At 49.7% G+C, this 20,644-nt stretch carries 17 protein-coding genes; 13 read left to right on the forward strand and 4 right to left on the reverse strand.

Features of this window, described 5'->3' with window-relative positions; translation table 11 throughout:
* The first annotated feature begins 579 nt into the window (after positions 1–579).
* The 6 genes from BZG81_RS12095 (at position 580) to BZG81_RS15510 (ending at position 7,537) form a co-directional block, all read left to right on the forward strand.
* On the forward strand, positions 580–1,980 hold the full coding sequence (locus tag BZG81_RS12095; RefSeq protein WP_077677493.1) for an L-serine ammonia-lyase: 1,401 nt from the start codon (positions 580–582) through the stop codon (positions 1,978–1,980).
* A gap of 26 nt (positions 1,981–2,006) precedes the next feature.
* Complete coding sequence (locus BZG81_RS12100; protein WP_077677494.1) at positions 2,007–3,305, forward strand: serine hydroxymethyltransferase; 1,299 nt, start codon at positions 2,007–2,009, stop codon at positions 3,303–3,305.
* A 128-nt stretch (positions 3,306–3,433) separates the two neighbouring features.
* A complete protein-coding gene (gene gcvH, locus BZG81_RS12105; protein ID WP_021022957.1) occupies positions 3,434–3,811 on the forward strand; it encodes a glycine cleavage system protein GcvH in 378 nt (125 codons plus the stop codon).
* A 15-nt stretch (positions 3,812–3,826) separates the two neighbouring features.
* Positions 3,827–6,691: an aminomethyl-transferring glycine dehydrogenase gene (gcvP, locus tag BZG81_RS12110; protein ID WP_077677495.1), complete on the forward strand. Its 2,865-nt coding sequence runs from the start codon at positions 3,827–3,829 to the stop codon at positions 6,689–6,691.
* 192 nt (positions 6,692–6,883) lie between these two features.
* Positions 6,884–7,291, forward strand: coding sequence for a hypothetical protein (locus BZG81_RS12115; protein ID WP_077668964.1), 408 nt, complete (start codon positions 6,884–6,886; stop codon positions 7,289–7,291).
* 72 nt (positions 7,292–7,363) lie between these two features.
* A complete protein-coding gene (locus tag BZG81_RS15510) occupies positions 7,364–7,537 on the forward strand; it encodes a DUF6435 family protein (protein ID WP_108743183.1) in 174 nt (57 codons plus the stop codon).
* Here the strand turns inward: BZG81_RS15510 and BZG81_RS12120 are convergent.
* Entirely contained in the window at positions 7,534–9,345 is a 1,812-nt protein-coding gene (locus BZG81_RS12120) for an ABC transporter transmembrane domain-containing protein (RefSeq protein ID WP_077677496.1), read from the reverse strand. The two genes, BZG81_RS15510 and BZG81_RS12120, sit on opposite strands and share 4 nt — an antisense overlap.
* Before the next feature lie 27 nt (positions 9,346–9,372).
* Positions 9,373–9,798, reverse strand: coding sequence for a nitric oxide-sensing transcriptional repressor NsrR (gene nsrR, locus BZG81_RS12125; protein WP_077668966.1), 426 nt, complete (start codon positions 9,796–9,798; stop codon positions 9,373–9,375).
* Between the two features lie 108 nt (positions 9,799–9,906).
* On the opposite strand from nsrR, the gene hmpA reads away from it, so the two are divergent.
* The 7 genes from hmpA (at position 9,907) to BZG81_RS12160 (ending at position 18,163) form a co-directional block, all read left to right on the forward strand.
* Entirely contained in the window at positions 9,907–11,091 is a 1,185-nt protein-coding gene (gene hmpA / locus BZG81_RS12130) for an NO-inducible flavohemoprotein (protein ID WP_077677497.1), read from the forward strand.
* Positions 11,092–11,274: 183 nt separating this feature from the next.
* Positions 11,275–11,757 (forward strand): DUF3015 domain-containing protein, encoded by a 483-nt coding sequence (locus BZG81_RS12135; protein WP_021022964.1) that lies wholly within the window; start codon positions 11,275–11,277, stop codon positions 11,755–11,757.
* A 106-nt stretch (positions 11,758–11,863) separates the two neighbouring features.
* On the forward strand, positions 11,864–13,786 hold the full coding sequence (locus tag BZG81_RS12140) for an Lnb N-terminal periplasmic domain-containing protein (protein ID WP_241827390.1): 1,923 nt from the start codon (positions 11,864–11,866) through the stop codon (positions 13,784–13,786).
* Positions 13,787–14,042: 256 nt separating this feature from the next.
* Positions 14,043–15,668 carry a HAMP domain-containing methyl-accepting chemotaxis protein gene (locus BZG81_RS12145; RefSeq protein WP_077677498.1) on the forward strand — a complete coding sequence of 542 codons (1,626 nt, stop codon included), beginning with the start codon at positions 14,043–14,045 and terminating at the stop codon, positions 15,666–15,668.
* 163 nt (positions 15,669–15,831) lie between these two features.
* On the forward strand, positions 15,832–16,527 hold the full coding sequence (locus tag BZG81_RS12150; RefSeq protein WP_077677499.1) for a pirin family protein: 696 nt from the start codon (positions 15,832–15,834) through the stop codon (positions 16,525–16,527).
* A gap of 102 nt (positions 16,528–16,629) precedes the next feature.
* A complete protein-coding gene (gene arfB / locus BZG81_RS12155; protein ID WP_021022988.1) occupies positions 16,630–17,043 on the forward strand; it encodes an alternative ribosome rescue aminoacyl-tRNA hydrolase ArfB in 414 nt (137 codons plus the stop codon).
* Between the two features lie 118 nt (positions 17,044–17,161).
* Complete coding sequence (locus BZG81_RS12160) at positions 17,162–18,163, forward strand: substrate-binding domain-containing protein (RefSeq protein WP_077460904.1); 1,002 nt, start codon at positions 17,162–17,164, stop codon at positions 18,161–18,163.
* A gap of 21 nt (positions 18,164–18,184) precedes the next feature.
* Here the strand turns inward: BZG81_RS12160 and edd are convergent, their stop codons facing one another.
* Positions 18,185–19,978: a phosphogluconate dehydratase gene (edd, locus tag BZG81_RS12165; RefSeq protein WP_077677500.1), complete on the reverse strand. Its 1,794-nt coding sequence runs from the start codon at positions 19,976–19,978 to the stop codon at positions 18,185–18,187.
* Positions 19,975–20,496 (reverse strand): gluconokinase, encoded by a 522-nt coding sequence (locus BZG81_RS12170; RefSeq protein ID WP_077677501.1) that lies wholly within the window; start codon positions 20,494–20,496, stop codon positions 19,975–19,977. Before BZG81_RS12170 ends, edd begins: the two co-directional genes overlap by 4 nt.
* Between the last annotated feature and the right edge of the window lie 148 nt (positions 20,497–20,644).

The raw sequence follows: 20,644 nt of genomic DNA on the forward strand, positions 1-20,644 counted from the left end.
GTGTTGATTGATTGGTTGTCACCTAATTGTCGCCCCTATCGGTTATCTCACAGTATGACGCTTTAACGCCTTAACATTTTTAACAAAAAAGTTTCCTATCGGAAAATAGTGATGCCATAAACGTGACATAGCAAGCGAATTGGCACAGGCACGCTACGCGCTCTCTTCATCACCACCCCACCTCGCTTAAAATCAAATATCATAAAATCAATGTATTATATATCCACTCACGAATACTGTTCCACGTAATCACTGACGAAAAGCGATGTTTTCATCAACATGGATTTGCAATTTACCCTATCTTAAGATAAAAAGGCAAACGTTTGCGCTGCATTGATTGAGAGAGAAAAGGTGAGGTTTTGTCTTCAGGATCACAACATAGGTTTCTTATTGGAAATTTATTTTGCGGAAAAGTGAACGCTTAGGTACGTTAACAAAATGTTTAAATTAATGGTAAAGCGCGAGAGCTCACCGCTTAACTGTTTGCTGTAACGTGAAGCAATGTCGGCAACACCCGTTGGCATGTAGGACAGTATAAATAATGATAAAAACGTACCTTACTGATCGAGGAGGCAGGCCATGAGTCACAGCATGTTTGACCTGTTCAAAATAGGCGTGGGGCCTTCAAGCTCACACACTGTCGGGCCCATGGTTGCCTGCGCACGTTTTTCGCAACTTGCGTCGCAAACGCTCGCGCTCGATATGATCCATCGTGTGACTGTCGATTTATACGGCTCTTTGGCGCTGACCGGAAAAGGACATGCCACGGATGTCGCTTGCGTGATGGGATTGATGGGCGAAATGCCCGCGACTATCGAATCAGATGAAATCGATACCATGACTAATATGGTTAAAAATGGTGGCGAACTGCCCTTTGCCGGCCGGCATTATATTCGATTTAACTGGGAGGCAGATATTGCCTTTCATTATGATCAGGTTCTCCCCGCGCATCCTAATGGCATGACTGTCAGCGCATATGATAAAGCCGGTGACTGCTTGACCAGCAAGACCTATTTCTCTGTCGGTGGCGGCTTTGTGGTCGAAGAGGGCGAAACGGATGCCTTGGCAACTAATTTCACGCCACCTTATCCATTTGATAGTGCGGCAACGCTGCTGGCGCAATGTGATCGAACCGGGATGAGTATTAGCGAATTGATGTTCACCAACGAAATTGCGCGCGCCCAGTATCATGACTCGGCAGCAACGCATGAAACCGTCAATCAAGGGCTCGACCATATATGGCAAGTGATGCGTGAGTGTATTGATCGCGGGGTTCAACAAGGCGGCGTGCTGCCAGGCGGTTTGAACATCAAGCGACGCGCCAAAGGCATGTACGAGGCCATTCATGACAAGCAAGCCCATGGATTACCGACAGATACCAATGATTGGGTCAACCTGTTTGCCATGGCAGTGAACGAAGAAAACGCCGCCGGTGGCCGAGTCGTCACCGCACCGACTAATGGTGCTGCCGGCGTGATCCCTGCAGTACTGGCGTATTACGATAAATTTGWATCGCCCAATAACCCTGAAGGCATCCGCACCTTTATGGCGACTTCCGCGGCTATCGGCTCTTTGTACAAGACCAATGCCTCTATTTCGGCAGCAGAAGTCGGTTGTCAGGGAGAGATTGGCGTGGCGTGCTCGATGGCAGCAGCCGGATTAGCCGCAGCCATGGGCGCAAGTAATCAACAAATTGAAAACGCGGCAGAAATCGGCATGGAGCATAACCTCGGCCTCACTTGTGATCCAATAGATGGCCTCGTACAAGTCCCTTGCATTGAGCGCAATACCATGGGTGCCGTGAAAGCGATTAACGCGACTCGGTTGGCAATGGGTGGTGACGGCCAACACCATGTCTCACTCGATAGCGTGATTAAAACCATGCACGAGACCGGCCTCGACATGATGAGTAAATATAAAGAAACCTCACAAGGTGGCCTCGCTACCAATGTGATCCCGATTAATGTTGTGGCCTGTTAGCCACCATCGCCAACAAGGAAAGCAAAATGAAACCGAGCTACCCAAATGTAGAATTGGAGCAGTTTTTCTCCACCAATTTATCGGAATCCGATGGTGCCGTGATGTCAGCCGTGCAAGCCGAACACAAACGCCAACAACAGCAAATCGAGCTTATCGCATCAGAAAACATCGTTTCGCAAGCGGTGATGCAAGCACAAGGTACTTGCTTGACCAATAAATACGCAGAAGGCTATCCAGGCCGTCGCTATTATGGCGGCTGTGAGCATGTCGATGAAGTCGAAGCCATTGCTCAAGCCCGTGCCAAACAGCTGTTTAACTGCGAGTTTGTAAACGTGCAGCCGCACTCTGGCGCACAAGCCAACGGTGCCGTGATGCTGGCACTACTGCAACCTGGTGACACTATTTTGGGTATGTCACTGGATGCCGGAGGCCACCTTACTCACGGGGCACGCCCTGCGTTATCAGGCAAGTGGTTTAATGCAGTGCAATACGGTGTTAATCAAGAAACTCTAGAAATTGATTATGACGATGTCGCGGCTCTTGCGCGTGAACACCAACCTAAGATGATCATCGCCGGCGGCAGCGCTGTCCCACGCCCAATTGATTTTGCTCGCTTCCGCGCGATTGCCGATGAAGTAGGCGCATATCTGATGATCGATATGGCACACATTGCCGGTTTAGTGGCCACCGGCGCCCATCCATCGCCACTGCCGCATGCGCACGTGGTCACCACCACCACGCATAAAACCCTGCGTGGTCCACGCGGTGGCATGATCCTCACCAATCACGAGGACATCAATAAGAAGATCAACTCGGCCGTGTTCCCCGGCCTGCAAGGCGGTCCATTGATGCACGTGATTGCCGCGAAAGCCGTGGCATTTGGTGAGGCGCTAGAGCCTGAGTTTAAATTGTATATTGATCAAGTGGTTGCTAACGCCAAAGTACTGGCTGAGGTTCTACAAACGCGTGGCTGCGACATTGTCACGGGCGGCACCGACACTCATCTGATGTTGGTTGATTTGCGCCCGAAAGGTCTAAAAGGCAACCAAACCGAACAAGCACTCGAGCGCGCGGGGATCACTTGTAACAAGAACGGTATTCCATTCGACACCGAGAAGCCAATGATCACATCGGGTATTCGCCTCGGTACACCAGCCGGCACCAGCCGCGGTTTCGGCACCGAAGAATTCCATCAAATCGGTGAATGGATTGGCGATGTATTAGATGCCCTAGTTGAGGAACCAGACGGCAACGCTGAGGTTGAAGCGCGGATTCGTAAACAAGTGCAACAGCTATGTGCCCGCTTCCCGCTTTATCGTCAATAAAGGCACAGCAATAAATAACCATATATCAATTACTTAGGATTATGAGGCGGTAAAATAGTATTTGCCTCAATTTACAATGTAAATTGCTCATAAATCGAGCAGTTCGTAATTTAGCAGGAGAGTAGCAAATGGACGCGACACTGAAGTATTCCGAAAGCCATGAGTGGGTCAAAGACAACGGCGATGGCACAGTCACCATGGGGATCACTGATCATGCCCAAGGCCTACTTGGCGATGTCGTGTTTGTCGATCTACCTGAGGTGGGTGACAGTACTGAAAAAGGTGAAAGCTTTTCTCTGGTGGAATCGGTAAAAGCCGCCTCTGATATCTATGCACCGGTTGATGGTGAAGTTGTCGCCATTAACGACGATTTAGAAGACAGCCCAGAGTTAGTTAATGACGAACCTTTTGAGGGCGGCTGGATTGCCAAGATTAAACTCGCTGACGACACCAACTTGGATCATCTGATGGATGCGGATGCTTATGCCGCCGCCATCGACGACTAATTCAGGACGAATATCATGACTAAAACGCGTTTACTCGATAGCTTAGTGGCTGATAGCGATTTTATTGCTCGCCACAATGGACCGGATATCAAACAACAAGACGCTATGCTGGCGGCGATCAATGCCACCAGCCTTGAGCATGTGATTGAAGAAACCGTTCCTGCGGATATCCGTTTGCCGAAGCCGCTTAATCTGAGTGCGCCGAAAAGCGAAACCCAGATGCTGGCGGAACTGAGCGACATTGCTACGCAAAATACGATAAAGCGTAGCTTGATTGGCCAAGGTTACTACCACACTCATACCCCACCGCCTATTTTACGTAATGTGCTGGAAAACCCTGGCTGGTATACCGCTTATACGCCCTATCAGCCCGAGATCTCGCAAGGCCGATTAGAATCCTTACTGAACTTCCAGCAAATGGTAATGGACTTAACGGGGATGGATTTGGCCAACGCGTCGCTGCTCGACGAAGCCACTGCCGCGGCGGAAGCCATGACCCTGTGTAAGCGTGGCGGCAAGCACAAAGGCAACGCCTTTTTTGTTGCCAGCGATGTGCACCCACAAACCTTGGATGTGATTAAAACGCGTGCCAACTTCTTAGGTTTTGACATCATTGTTGATGACACGGACAAGCTGGATCAGCACGATGTATTTGGCGCCCTACTCCAATACCCCGGCACCACCGGCGAAGTGCGCGATCTCAGTGCGCTTATCGCAGAAGCACAAAGCAAGAAGACGCTGGTCGCGGTTGCTACCGATCTGCTTTCACTCACTTTGCTTAAAGCGCCGGGTGAAATGGGCGCGGATGTAGTGATTGGGTCGGCACAACGCTTTGGTGTGCCTATGGGTTACGGGGGCCCACACGCCGCCTTTATGGCGACACGCGACAAGCTAAAGCGCACCATGCCTGGCCGAGTGATTGGCGTATCGGTCGATAGCAAAGGCAACCAAGCCCTGCGCATGGCGATGCAAACGCGTGAGCAACATATTCGCCGTGAAAAAGCGACTTCCAATATTTGTACCGCTCAAGCCTTGCTGGCCAACATGGCTGCTTTTTACGCGGTGTATCACGGTCCAGAAGGCTTAAAGAAAATTGCTCGCCGCGTGCATCACCTCGCCGCGCTGTTCGCCAAATCGGTACAAGCAGCCGGGTTGAGCCTCGCGCACGATAGCTTCTTCGATACCGTGACGTTTAACACGGGCGATCAAACCGATGCCTTGTATCAACAAGCGCAGGACGCCGGTTTTAACCTGCGTAAACTGGATGGCCAACTTGGCGCGAGCTTTGATGAAGCGAGCACACTGGCAGAAGTCAATCAACTGCTCACCGCACTCACCGGTCAAGGCGATGCAGATGCCGTGGCGAGCGACATTGAAGCCGATGAATTTGCCGCGATCCCTGCAGTATGCCGCCGCAGCAGTGCATACCTGACGCACCCTGTCTTTAACCGCTATCACAGTGAAACCAAGCTGATGCGGTATATGAAGGCGTTGGAAAACAAAGACTTCTCTCTCACCCACGGCATGATCCCGCTGGGCAGCTGTACCATGAAGCTGAACGCCGCGGCCGAAATGATCCCCGTCACCTGGCCAGAGTTTGGCGCCCTGCACCCGTTTGTGCCATTGGAGCAAGCCAAAGGCTATCAAACTCTGGGTAAATCACTGCGTGACATGCTGTGTGAAATCACCGGGTACGACGAGATCTCCATGCAGCCGAACTCAGGCGCGCAAGGGGAGTATGCGGGATTAATCGCGATTCAGCGCTACCATGAAAGCCGTGGTGACAGTCACCGCAACGTGTGCTTGATCCCAAGCTCCGCCCACGGTACCAACCCTGCCTCCGCAGCCATGGTCTCAATGAAAGTGGTTGTAGTTGGCTGTGATGACGATGGCAACATCGACATTGATGATCTGAAAGCCAAGATCGATAAACACCGAGATGCGCTCTCGTGCATTATGATCACCTACCCATCGACACATGGTGTGTACGAAGAAACCGTGCAGCAAGTGTGCGAGCTGGTGCACGAGGCAGGCGGCCAAGTTTACTTGGATGGCGCCAACATGAATGCGCAAGTGGGGCTGACAACGCCGGGCTACATTGGCTCAGACGTCTCGCACCTCAACCTGCACAAAACCTTCTGTATTCCCCACGGTGGCGGCGGCCCAGGTATGGGACCGATTGGCGTGAAATCGCACCTTGCGCCTTTCCTTCCCGGTCATGTGGAGCAAGGCGACGAATTTGCCGTCTCGGCTGCACCTATGGGTAGCGCCTCGATTCTTCCTATTTCATGGGCGTACATCGCCATGATGGGTGAACAAGGCCTGACGCGCGCGACCGAGTTGGCGATTCTCAGTGCCAACTATGTGATGGAACGTTTGCGTCCTTACTACCCTGTGCTTTATCGCGGCAAAAATGGACGCATTGCGCACGAATGTATTATCGATATTCGTCCTCTCAAAGAGGCATCCGGCATCAGCGAAGAAGACATTGCTAAACGCTTGATGGATTATGGCTTCCACGCGCCGACCATGTCGTTCCCGGTCGCGGGTACGCTGATGGTTGAGCCGACCGAAAGTGAAAGCCAAGAGGAATTGGATCGCTTCTGTGATGCCATGATTGCCATCCGCGAGGAAATTGCCAAGGTGCAAGACGGTGAATGGACGCTGGAAGACAACCCATTGGTCAATGCGCCTCACACCCAAGCGGATCTGATGGCAGACGAGTGGTCTCACGCCTATTCACGTGAGTTGGCTTGCTTCCCATCTGCCCATAATAAGGCAAGCAAATACTGGCCATCGGTCAACCGTGTCGATAATGTCTACGGCGACCGTAACTTGATTTGTTCTTGCCCTAGCATTGAAAACTATATGGATGAGTAATCCGTTCCGCTCGCGGAAAGAGTGATGTTAAAGGCGAGCCGCTCGGCTCGCCTTTTTTATGAATGGCTTTCTCTGGGCAAACGTTGACATAAGGGTATGAACTTTTAAATGTCGCTGACAAACGCTTGACAGATTGTTCTCCGAACACCGCTACATTCTGTGCCATCTGAAAAAGCAGTATTAAGGCACACTATGAAACCTATCGCTCTCGGTCTCCTGCTCGCACTTGGTCTCACCACTCAAGCGGTGGCGCAAGAAAAAACCAGCATCTCGGCGGGTCTCGCCGTTGATCAACAACTAAGCGCTGTACTGGAAATCGACGATCAATACCGTTTTACCCTCGGCAATGATGGCACCGCGTTTGATTATCTTTTTCAACAAGGCACTTTTGATAATCCCGATATCCCGGTTGATTGGTATGTAGGCGCTGGTGGCTGGGCCGAGTGGGACGACGACTATGGCGTTCGTTTACCGATAGGATTAGATTGGGAAATCACCAAGCAGATCACTGCCTACGGCCAAGTCCATCCAGAGCTTAACTTCCACGGCGGCCCAGAGTTGCAACTTGGCGGCGCGCTGGGCGTGACGTATTCATTCTAGTCACAGCAAGCGGTCATCTAAGCGTAGGTTAATGTCGTACTGAAAGCAGTCATCTATCTAAAAGGATCCACTATGCTCTCATTTTTAAAGCCGAATCCGGTTAAAAAGCTAAAAAAGCAGTACGACGCCAAACAACAACAAGCCTTTGAAGCTCAACGCAATGGCGATATCAGAGGATACTCACTACTCACCGAAGAAGCGGAAAAGATTGACCAACAGATTAAAGCCTTGGAAAACAAGGCTTAGTAACTTGAAGAAGGGTTAAATTGCCGTTTTACCAAGCGCTGGTATAAAGGGCAGCGTGCCAACAACTCGGTATGACTGCCCACATCCACCAACTTACCTTGATCCATCACCACAATGCGATCAGCATGTTGAATGGTCGACAAACGATGAGCAATAATCAAGGTCGTTCTATTGCGCATCAAGGTGGCCAATCCTTGTTGTACCGCATGCTCACTTTCACTATCCAGCGCGCTGGTGGCTTCATCGAGCAATAAAATCCGTGGGTCCTTGAGAATTGCGCGGGCAATCGCAATTCGCTGCCGTTGGCCGCCCGAAAGCCGCACACCACGCTCGCCCAAAAAGCTGTGATAGCCGTCCGGTAATTGCTGAATAAAGCCGTCAGCGTGCGCTTGAACTGCCGCCTCTTTCACCGCTTGCTCACTGGCGTCTGGCCTGCCGTAGCGGATGTTTCCTATCACATTATCGCTAAACAATGCCGGTTGCTGCGGCACCAATGCCATTTGTTGGCGCAAGGCTTGCGGGGACAAGCGGCGAATATCTTGTCCTCCCAGCGTAATCGCACCCGACTGCGGATCGTAGAAGCGTTGCAGTAACTCAAAGACCGTCGTTTTTCCGGCCCCCGATGGCCCCACTAACGCCACGACTTCACCAGGCTGAATAGCAAGATTCAGCGTATCAATCGCCGGCTGATGGGGCCGCGTGAGATAATGAAAGTGCACCGCTTCAAAGCGAATATCATTGCTCAGTGATTGGGCATCAACAATCGGTGAGGTAGCGGGAGTACGAATATGACTTTGCACGTGTAAAAGCTCCACCAAACGCTCCGTCGCGCCAGCCGCGCGCTGCAACTCCCCCAGCACTTCCGACAAGGTGGCCATGGAAGAGGCAACCATGATGGCGAAAAACACAAAGGCGCCCAAATCGCCTGCCGACATGGTGCCTTGAATCACATCGCGACCGCCGACCCATAACATCCCTGTAATCGCGCTGAACACAATCACGATCACCCCGGAAATGAGAATGGCTCTTTGTTTCACGCGCTCGCGTCCAATGTGATAGGCACGTTCCACCTCTTGCCCAAATGCGGCTTTGGCGTGATCTTCTACCGCGAAGCTTTGCACGGTTTTAATATTGGTGATGGCTTCACCGGCATAGCTGCCCACATCCGCCATCGAATCTTGGCTTTGCCGCGACAACGCCCGCACGCGACGGCCATAGATAAGTATGGGCACCAAAATAAAAGGCACGGAGGCCAGCACAATTAAGGTCAGTTTAATATTGGTGGCAAACAGCATGATGATAGCGCCCACACACAGCAACGCACTGCGCATCGCCATGGAAAAAGAGGAGCCGATGATGTTTTGCAGCAAGCTGGTATCTGTGGTGATCCGCGACATAATTTCGCCGCTGCCGTGGGTTTCAAAATAACTCGGATGCAGATCAATCACATGATCAAACACCGCTTGGCGAATATCGGCACTGACCCGCTCACCTACCGATGACACCAGATAGAACCGGAAAAAGGTGCCGATCGCGATTAATACCGTGATCAGCAAAATAAACTGTACCGCATTACCCAACTCAACCAGTGATTGCTGTGCAAAGCCTTGGTCGATCAAAAGCCGAACGCCGTGTCCGACCGAGAGTGTTAATGATGCGGTAAAAACCAAAGCCAGCAATGCCGCGCTCACTTGCCAACGGTAAGGGCGGATAAACGCAATAAGCTCCCACAATATAGTCAGATTTTTACTGTTGCGATTCACGGCAGATTGTTTCGATGAGGTATCCGTTGCGGTTTGATTTGCCATAAGTTCACTTAATGCTGTCCTTGCATGTTAAGGGCGGGTGAGTAGGATCATTAACTCGCGATTGTCGTTAATAAGTGCATCGATGGTGCATGTATCCAGCTCATTTAAAAATGCTTGTTTGGCTTTCGCTAATCGGTCTTTTAAACGGCATGCTGGAGTGATATGGCAAAACTCGACCGAGCAATTAACTAGTTCTAGAGGTTCAAGATCGCGTACCACCTGTCCGACGGTAATCGCTGTCGGCGCTTGCAGCAGACGAATACCACCGTTCTTCCCACGCACCGTTTGAATATACTCCAGCTGCCCTAAACGGTTGATGACTTTCACCATATGATTGCGCGACACACCAAACAAGCGCGTCACCTCGGTAATGTTGGTAAGCTCACCCTCTGGCAAGGATGCCAGAAAAATCAAGGTGCGAAGTCCGTAATCTGTAAAGCTGGTTAGTTGCATGTGTACCTCTTACTACCCAGTCAAATTGTAATTCTTCGATTGATTAAAAGATATATTTGAGATACAACTTAAAACATGCATTAAATATACATGTTTAGAGAGACGCTGATGTTAAGCCAACAAACCATTGATATTGTTAAATCAACTGCCCCTGTGCTCGCCGAAACAGGCCCGAAGCTGACGACCCACTTTTATCAGAGGCTTTTCCAACACAACCCTGAATTAAAAGATGTTTTTAATATGCGCCACCAGCAAAATGGCGATCAACGTGAGGCGTTGTTCAATGCTATTTGTGCGTATGCGCAGAATATCGATAACTTACCTGCCCTCCTTGGCACAGTAGAAAAAATCGCCCACAAACACACTAGTTTGTTGGTAAAAGCCGAACACTATCCCATTGTAGGTAAGCATCTATTAGCGACCATTGATGAGTTACTCGCCCCCGAACAAGCGGTACTAGATGCCTGGACGGAGGCGTACCAGGTGCTGGCGGATGTGTTTATCGCAAAGGAACAACAACTTTATCAAGACAGCCATGATCAAGTGGGCGGTTGGCAAGGGCTACGCGATTTTGTGTTGGTTGAAAAACGTCCAGAAAGTGAACAGGTCACCAGTTTTGTGTTTGCACCTAAAGACAGTCAGCCCGTCGCGCCTTTTACGGGCGGACAATACATTGGCATCGTCGTTAATCATACCGGTTTTGAACATCAAGAAATTCGCCAATACAGTTTGTCACACGCGCCTAACGGCCAGCATTATCAGATCTCGGTAAAACGGGAGCCACACGGTCAGGTCTCCAACTACTTACATGATGAGTTAGCTGTTGGTGGTACTGTGATGCTCACGCCACCGGCGGGCGATCTCAAACTGAACGTGGATCAGGGTACGCCCGTCGTATTAATTTCTGGCGGGGTGGGCGTAACGCCAATGTTAGCGATGTTAGAAAGCCTGACCGAACATGATGCGCCCGTCACTTGGCTGCATGCTACCGAGCACGGCAAACTGCATGCTTTCAATCATCCTGTCCGCAACCTCGCGCGTCAGCACAGGCATATCCAGACGCACATTTGGTATAACCAACCTCAACCCGCGGATACGCTTGGACAAGACTTTGATCATACCGGATGGATGGATCTGACTGCGGTGAGCGATACGTTCATTCCAGTCACGGTGCAGGTTTATCTCTGCGGCCCAGTTGGCTTTATGCAGCATGTCCAAACCCAACTACGCGCCTTGGGCGTCCCTGACGAACAGTTCCACTATGAGTGCTTTGGCCCGCATAAAGTATTATAGCTCGCTATTTCTCTTTCTTTGAGCAGCTAATCCCACGTTTCAAAGGTGTCGTTGAAATTATACAAAACAGTCAATATAATCATCACACCAAATTTTTAGGGTTTTCCTGCCTAATAATCTCACCTTTGAGAAGCTATTATGAGGTAAACTCTAGTTGCAACACTTTTAATCAAAAGGATTACCATGAAAAAATTTATCGCTATTGCTGCACTTGCTACCCTTCCACTCTCTGGCGCGGCATTGGCAGATTCAGATATCGGCTGTGGTCTCGGCACAATGGTATTTGATGGTCAACAAGGAAAGGTTTACAAAGTACTCGGCGCCACCACAAACGGCACCTCTGGTAACCAAACCTTTGGCATCACCTTTGGTACGCTAGGCTGTGATGGCACAGGCACCATTGATTCGCAGCAGAAGCTAGCCATGTTCATTGACGGAAACATGGATAACCTAGCGCGTGATATCGCACGTGGCGAAGGCGAAACGTTGGCAACGCTTTCTGAAGTTTGGGGCATCAAAGATGCAGACAAAGCAGCATTTAACGACGTTGCTAAGCAAAACTTTGCATCGATCGTAACCTCTGATCAAGTCACTTCACAAGAAGTACTGACCAACCTAAATACTGTTGTAGCGCAAAACGAGCAGCTTTCAACGTATAAAATTTAAGCGGTATAACGCTTGACGGTTATCCGCCAAACAGTGGCGGTTATTAAGTACGAAAGTGCCCTACTTGGGCACTTTCATGTTTCTGGACGTGAATCGTTGTACTGATATGAGACTTATTCATTCTCGCACCTCGCTATTTGTTCGTCTTAGTCTCATCATTCTTTCTCTCTTTAGCGCGCCGGCTTTTGCGAGTACGCCTGATTTTACCAACACGGCTACGTTTGCTAAGACCGCTACTGTTACGAAAAATAGTGACTTTGATATTCCCTCCTTGGCCAACCAAGCATACTGGCTAAAACTGATTCACTATCTACCTAACACGTTATCAGGCTATGAAAGTACGGTTGATTCAGAAGATTTTTTCCTTGCCGCTAACGGAAAGACACACCCGCAACAAGAGCTAGCAGCGACAATTAATGCGCTTTACCATGCCGATGCCTCCGTTGCAAAAGCAGCAAGGTGTCAATATCCCGCGCGTTTTACATGGCTCGAGTCTAAAGCAGGACGCACTGCACAACTCGATTGCCCTGAACTTGAGCGTTGGCAAAAGGTGCTTGATCCAGACGGCATGACGCTGGTTTTTCCAACGGCATTTATGAACAATCCCTCATCAATGTTTGGCCATACGCTGTTGCGAATTGACGCACAAGATCAAACACGAAATAAAGAATTGGTGGCATTTGCAGTCAATTTTGCTGCCGAACCCAGCCAAGATGACAATGCCGCCATGTATGCCGCAAAGGGGCTGTTTGGCGCTTACCCGGGGCAATTTACTGTGATGCCTTATTATCGTAAGGTTCGCGAGTATAACGACATTGAATCGCGAGATATTTGGGAATATCCCCTTAACTTGTCCGAGCAAGAGGTAAATCGTGTATTGCTGCATTTGTGGGAGATGCAAAGCGCGACCTTCGATTACTACTTTCTTGACGAAAACTGCTCATACCAACTGCTCGCATTGCTTCAGTTGGCTCGCGATGATTTAAGTTTGGTCGATGATTTCCCGTTTCAAGCGATCCCGTCAGATACAGTAAAAACGCTAGCCAGTAATGACTTGATTGAGACACCGAGTTTTCGTGCCTCGTTTGGCACTCGCCTATTAAATATGTCGCAACAAGCCTCTCCTGCGGTGTTTGAAGCCGCGAAAAAAGCGAAAAGTGGCCATTTCCCTGACCATCAGCAATATACTGACGAGCAATTGGCCGCTATTTATGAATTTGCTTACGAGTGGCTCAATTTTGATTTTTATGATCAAGCACTTCCTAGAGATCCCTATGCGCAGCGCCTCACTAAATTACTCAGCATGCGCAGCCAAGTCAGTGCAGCCTCTCCGTTTGAGTCCGTAGCTAATATCAATGTATCGCCGGATAAAGGGCACGGCTCTACACGTATTGGTTTTGGAGCAAGAACCGCAAAAAACGGTCTCGATGCCCTCTCGCTTGAATGGCGCGCGGCATACCATGACTTAATGGATCCCCAAGATGGCTTTGTGCCCGGCGCACAAATCAGCTTTGTTGATGTCGCTATCAGTCACGATGAAAACGGTAATACGCAACTGGATAAGCTTTATCTGATCGATGCAATGACAATCGCGCCGAAAAAACGGGTTTTCTCTAGTCTATCGTGGAATATCCGTGCAGGCTTTGACCGTTTACCAGGCACCGAGAGACAAGATAGCCGTTGGTTTGCCCAAGGGGGCGTAGGTCAGTCGTGGGGAGAAAGTGACGGTTTACATGCCTACGCTTTGTGGTCAACAGTATTAACTCATGGCGACGCCAGCGATAACCAATTTAATCTAGCAACCGGCATAGAATCAGGATTGCTATGGCAACTTGCTGATGACCATCGTCTCGGCGTGCAAGCACAGTATCTGCCGCTGCTTAATCGTTCCTCCCTGACACAATCACAAGTCGATATGACTTGGCACTGGCGCGTCACCGATGATTGGTCTATTCGCAGTAAAGCACGCTACCAGCACTGGGAGAACGAAGAGATGAGTGGTCACATTACTAGCTATTTTTACTTTTAAACACCTCAAATCGTGTGCCGTCCTCTCGAACTGACAGCAAGGAAATAGCACGCATCCCCCAGAAAAGCGGGTCTAATAGCATTCAAGATTAACGGCCCGCTTTCATAACAAGTTACTCCTCGGTTTTCCCTCCGCGCGTTTATATCCTTCTCTCACAATTAATAATATTTTTATCATCTAAATCGTCTACGCTTAGCTTAATGTTGTTACAAAACACCTTTGCGCTAGTTCATAAGCGCGATGAACAGGAAAGCAGATGATGAAAGATCTTAGTGTTGTCAAAAAAATAGGGCTCAGTTTTATTGCCGTTTTTATCGTTTTTGCCTCCGTTGCCATCATGTTTATGCTCGGCCTATCCTCGATAAGTAAAGATATCACACAACTTTCAAACAAAAGTCTCCCCTCGGTATCAATATTAAAAGGCATCCAGGTCGACATCACCAAAGTCCGAAAAGATGAATTTTCACTGCTACCAAACAGCGGTAACCCAAAAATATCGCAATGGTTAAACGATCTCGACCAATGGCGTGCCGATGTACAAGCTGGGATCAAAGCTTATCAAGCTCTGGACCTCACATCACAAGAAAAACAATCATTTAATGTGTTTAAGAAAACGTGGAATCAGTACATTGAGGAAACCCAGTCTTATAACCAGCTTTTAAGAAATGACGATCCTGACAAAGCGAATGAAGTCGTGTTAGCCAGTTTTGGGACCTATTCCGATGCGCTAAAAAGCTTGGATAACACACTCGAATTAAACGATGACTTAGTAAAGCAAATTGGGGCAGAAGCCCAGAGTGCAGCAACCGCCGCTCAGATAAATGCAGCCATTGGAACACTTGTGATCATTTTAGTGATTATGGCTGCATCTATTCTGCTTTCTCGCGCTATCTCTCGCCCAGTCGGTAAAGCGCTCGCGTTTGCATCGAGTATTGCCAAAGGTCAGCTCAACAACAAATTTGATGAAAAGGACTTGTCCAAAGATGAGCTTGGCTCCTTACTCAAAGAATTGGTGACGATGCAAAACAATCTTCACGGATTGGTATCAGAAATTAACGATTCTACTATTCAGTTAACTGCCGCCGTTGAAGAAGTGAGTGCGATTTCATCTCAAAATGCGTCAGGTATGCAAAACCAGCAGCAAGAGCTTGGATCGGTGGCGTCAGCGATGACCCAGATGCAAGCCGCTGTCAGTGAAGTGGCACAAAATACCGAAGAAGGCGCAACATCAGCGCATTCGGCAGCAGATATAGCAAAAAAAGGGAGTGGTTCATTAGCCGATGCGGTTAGCATTATTGAACGCGTATCTAGATTGATGCAAGACTCAGAGACGTTAACAGAGCAACTTAAAACAAGCTCCGAAGACATTAATGTCGTGGTTGATGTGATTCGTGGTATTGCCGAGCAGACTAATTTACTTGCTTTGAATGCGGCGATAGAAGCAGCCCGTGCCGGTGAGCAAGGCCGAGGGTTTGCTGTGGTAGCCGATGAGGTTCGCTCACTGGCACAGCGTACTCAAGAATCGACCGAGCAAATCGTTAATACCATCGAGACACTGCAAATAAACACGACTAAGGTCCGCGAATCCAGCCATGAATGCCAAACAGGCATTACGCAATGTGTAGAAACGGTCAGCGATACCGGCGAACAAATGCGGGAAATTGAAGTCTCTGTTGATGATATCGCCCAACGCAGTACCCAAATTGCTACCGCCTGCAGTGAGCAAAGCTCTGTCTCTAACGAGCTTAACCGCAGCGTTGAGAACATTAATAGTGCCTCAACGGAAATGGCCGAGGGGGCAACGCAAACAGCGATTGCCTGTGACCAAATCAGCAATCTTGCGCATAACTTAAAAACACGCATGGAAACATTTAAGCTTTAGTACATTATCTGATGCGTGCTATTTCTCCTGCACAATACTCGTTCAATGTTTTAGAACAAGATGCACAAGATTACGCCGTGTTCGCACGGCGTTTTTGTTTCTACACTGCATCTATTGTTCAGCGTCACCGCTGTTCAACATCGAATCAGTGAGGAGAAGCGTTATGATTACAGTACGTCATGCCAGCGATCGCGGTCAGGCCAACTTTGGTTGGCTACAAAGCCGCCATACCTTTTCATTTGGTAGCTATTACGATGCCCATCATATGGGCTTCTCTGCACTACGTGTGATCAATGATGATATCGTTTCGCCCGGCGCGGGCTTTGATACCCATGGACACCGTGATATGGAAATCATCAGTCTGGTGCTGGAAGGAGCAATAGAACACAAAGACAGTCAAGGCAACCGACAAACTCTACCCGCTGGCGAGTTCCAGCTGATGTCGGCTGGGCGTGGTATTTATCACAGTGAATATAATGCCTCGTCATCCCAGCCATTGTGTTTTTTACAGATTTGGATTGAACCTAACGAAAGAGGCGGAGAGCCGGGCTATCAGCAAAAAGATTTTGGCAACCAACCCGGCTTTACCGTCATTGCGACGCCAACGGGTGAGAATGGCTCGTTAAAAATAAAACAAGAGGCACGTTTGCTGCAACTTGTCTTGGCGCCGAGTGAGTCTGTTACCTTCGCTTTGGAGGCAGGACGCAACGCCTATGTGCATCAAGTTGCGGGCACTCTTAAGGTTGAAAACACATCTCTTTCTCCCGGTGATGGCGCGAAAGTCGAAGATATCCGTCACATCACCTTTAGTAATGTCGGCAACGAAATCAGCCAAACACTGGTATTTGATTTACCCTAAAGTGCCGATTAACGACTCAAAAAGACTCGGCCTGCAGGCTTATTTGCGCCACAGGCCTAATGCTATGTACACTGCGCGCCTCTTGTTAATATTTGAGGCCGTATGCTGACTCTATCCAACAAAGTAGCGATTCCCGACAGTGAAATCGAGCTCACGGCCATCCGCGCCGCTGGGAAAGGCGGACAAAACGTCAATAAAGTGTCGAGTGCCATTCATTTGCGCTTTGATATTCACGCCTCGTCACTGCCTGATGCCTACAAAGCACGCTTAATGACACTGTCCGATTCACGCATCTCCAAAGACGGCGTCGTGGTGATAAAAGCGCAAAACTACCGCACCCAAGAGCTAAACAGAGAAGACGCGTTAGAACGCCTCGCTGCGCTAATTAAAAGCGCGATGGTGGAGCAGAAAAAACGCAAGCCAACTCGGCCAACCAAAGCGTCACAACGCCGCCGCGTAGAATCCAAAAAGCGTAAGAGCCAGACTAAGTCTTTGCGCGGAAAAGTGGCGCCTTAATTCAAAATCGTCAGTGTGCGTTCTCAATAAAGACCTAATTCCACCTACCAGTTTTTCTTGCTAATCGGCGGTCAGATTGCTCTAATGTTACATGTAACATTTTCGGCTAGTGCATGAGATGACAGAAAAAAGAAACCGGGCCACCTTACAAGATATTGCTGACCGCGTCGGGATGACCAAAATGACAGTCTCGCGCTATATGCGCAATCCGGAGTCAGTCGCCCCTGCGACACGTGACAAGATTGCGGCGGTGATTGAAGAATTGGGATACATACAAAATCGTGTGCCCGCGATGTTATCTAAATCATCGAGCAAAGCCATTGGAATTGTGCTTCCTTCATTGTCTAACCAAGTCTTTGCTCATTTAGTCCAGGGCATTGAACGCGTGACTAAGGCACATGGCTACGACATTTTGATTACGCACGCCGGCTATAGCGAGCAGGCAGAGGAAGAGAAAATTGCCTCTTTGCTCTCTTATCAAGTGGATGGCTTAATCCTCACTGAAACTAACCACACCCCACGTACGTTACAAATGTTAAAAACCGCCGCCATTCCTGTGGTAGAAACCATGGAGCTTCCAGAAACGCCGATTGATATGGCAGTTGGGCTTGATCATGAGCAAGCCGCTTATGATGCAGTTCAAACGATGATCAACAAAGATAAAACGCAGATTGTGTATTTGGCGGCTCGTCTGGATACCCGCACTCAGCTGCGGCAAAAAGGGTACGAACGCGCGATGACACAGGCAGGACTCACTCCTCGCTGTGTTGCCACCGAGGAGCATTCTTCATTCAGCTTAGGCGAGACCTTACTTAACCAAACCTTGGCTCAGTATCCAGATTGTGACGGGCTGTTTTGTACCAATGATGACCTCGCCGTCGGTGCGTTACTTGCCTGTAAACAGCAGGACATTGAGGTACCTAAAACGCTTAGCATTGTCGGCTACAATGCGTTGGATATTGGCACTGTGGTCAGCCCAAGACTCACCAGTGTCGCGACGCCTCGAGAGTTAATCGGTGAGCGCAGCGCGACACTTTTGATTCAAGCATTAAGCGGTGAAACTATCACCGAAAAAGTGCATGCTATCCCACACACCATCACAGACGGTGGCAGCTTGTAACCATCACGGTTGACCGAGCGATCACGGAAATAGATACGTCGCTCCTTCATCGGCGCGAGACACCTGCTGACGCGCCGCAGCAAACAAATCACGTCCCCAGGTTGTAGCAGCTTGAGGCGTATTAGCTACATATCGTTGAGATAAGTCAGCATGGCAGGTCAATACGCCAGTATTCGCGTCCAATGTGATCAGATCGCCGTCTTGAATGGACGCCAACGCACCGCCATGCATGGCTTCCGGGCAGACATGCAAGGCCGCAGGGACTTTGCCTGACGCGCCGGATAACCGGCCATCTGTTACCAGTGCGACCTGATAACCCATTTTTTGCACATTGCCGAGAATAGGCATGAGTTTATGGAGCTCTGGCATCCCATTAGCAGCAGGGCCATTAAAACGCACCACCACAATCACATCTTGGTTGAGCTCACCGCGTTGATAGGCCTGCTCGACCTCGTGCTGACACTCAAACACCCGTGCGGGCGCACAAACTACGCGATGCGCGGGATCAACCGCTGAGACTTTGATCACCGCGTTACCCATATTGCCAGACAGCATGCGCAAACCACTAGTTGCACTGAAGTGTAAACCGGGCTGGGCAATGACCGCTGTGTCGGTTGATGGGGTGGCGGTTTCCCAAACAAGCTGCCCCTGATCTAATCGTGGTGTGGTCAGCTGGTCGCTAAATTGGCCGACGGCAGGCAAGGTATCGGCATGCAATAACCCTAGCGCATGTAAGTGAGCCATTAACGTCGGTACGCCTCCGGCCGCTTCAAAGGCATTAATATCGGCCGGCCCATTGGGGTAGACTCGAGTCAGCAAGGGCACTACACGAGAGAGCGCATCAATATCTTCCCACGTTAGGATAATCCCTGCTGCTCGCGCCATGGCCACCAAATGGATGGTATGATTGGTGCTGCCGCCTGAAGCCAACAACGCAACCACACCATTCACCACGCTTTTTTCAGTCACCACATCGGCTAATGGTCGGTAAGTTGCACTTTCGGCACACTGAGAGGCTAACGCTGTCGCTGCATAGCAAGTCAACGCTTGGCGCAACGCTGAGTCTGGTGGGACAAAGGCAGCGCCAGGTAAGATTAATCCCATCGCCTCGAGCACCAGTTGATTGGTATTGGCCGTACCATAGAAGGTGCAGGTTCCCGGGCTGTGATAAGCCTGACATTCCATGGCGAGTAATGCGTCTTTGCCTACTTCGCCTGCCGCATAGGCTTGACGCACCGCCACTTTTTGATCATTGCTGGTGCCCGTTGTCATTGGGCCGGAGGGAATAAATAAGGTAGGTAAATGGGCGTAGGCCAGCGCGCCCATCAATTGTCCCGGTGCAATTTTATCGCATACACCAAGCAATAATGTTGCGTCATACACATTGTGACTCAGCGATATCGCAGTCGCCTGTGCAATCACATCACGTGAAAACAATGACATTTCCATTCCCGGTTGGCCTTGGGTCACTCCATCACACATCGCAGGCACACAACCTGCCACTTGCGCGGTATGACCTAACGGCAGCAAAGCGGCTTTGATCTGTTCAGGGTAGTCAGCATAGGGCGCGTGCGCGCTCAGCATATCGTTATAGGCGCTGATAATCGCCACATTGGCGGTGGTCATATCCAGCATGTGCTGTTTGTCTTGTTGGCACGACGCCGCCACCGCATGCGCCATGTTACCGCAAGACAAACTGGTACGCGCTTTCCCGGTATCGGCTTGCTGTTGAGTCCGATTCAAAAACGCGATGCGCGTCGGTTGGCTGCGCTGGCATAACGCCTCTGTCACTGCCATCAATGTCGGATGTGTCATTCGGCATCCTCCTTGTCTTTTAAAGCGTTCACTGCACGTGTCACCACAGTATCAATGTCTGCATCAATGCCGACTCGGACCACATCAGGCTCATCGTCACCCGGCACCTCCAACGTGGCAAACTGGCTATCCAGCATATAGGTTTTCATAAAATGCCCTTTGCGCGCTCGAAGCCTTGCGAGGATCAACGCATAATCTCCGTCCAAAAACAAAAAGGTAACGTTCTGATTGCCATCTCGGATCTGGTCTCGATAGCGGCGCTTTAAGGCTGAACACACAATCACGCCATATTCATGTTTATGCTCCAAACTAAAAGCGGCATCGCTAATCCGGCCCAGCCAGGGAGTTCGGTCATGATCATCAAGCGGCTTACCCGTCGCCATTTTTTCGATATTCGCACGCGGGTGTAAGTCGTCTCCATCAATAAACTTTGCCCCTAAGCGCTGTGCCAACTTTGCGCCAAGGGTGCTTTTCCCCGAGCCACTGACGCCCATCACAATCACACTGCCAATTGTCATACCCACTCCTTAGCGAGATTTTAACCAGATCTCATTTTTGATAACGCATTCAATAATTGTCTTTATCTTAGTGTGGTTACCGGTAACATGTTACCGGTAACGTTGAGATTTGTGAAGTTTAACACAAACATCCTGGTCGGAAGAGGTG

Source organism: Salinivibrio sp. MA607 (assembly GCF_001996245.1).
GTDB lineage: Bacteria > Pseudomonadota > Gammaproteobacteria > Enterobacterales > Vibrionaceae > Salinivibrio > Salinivibrio costicola.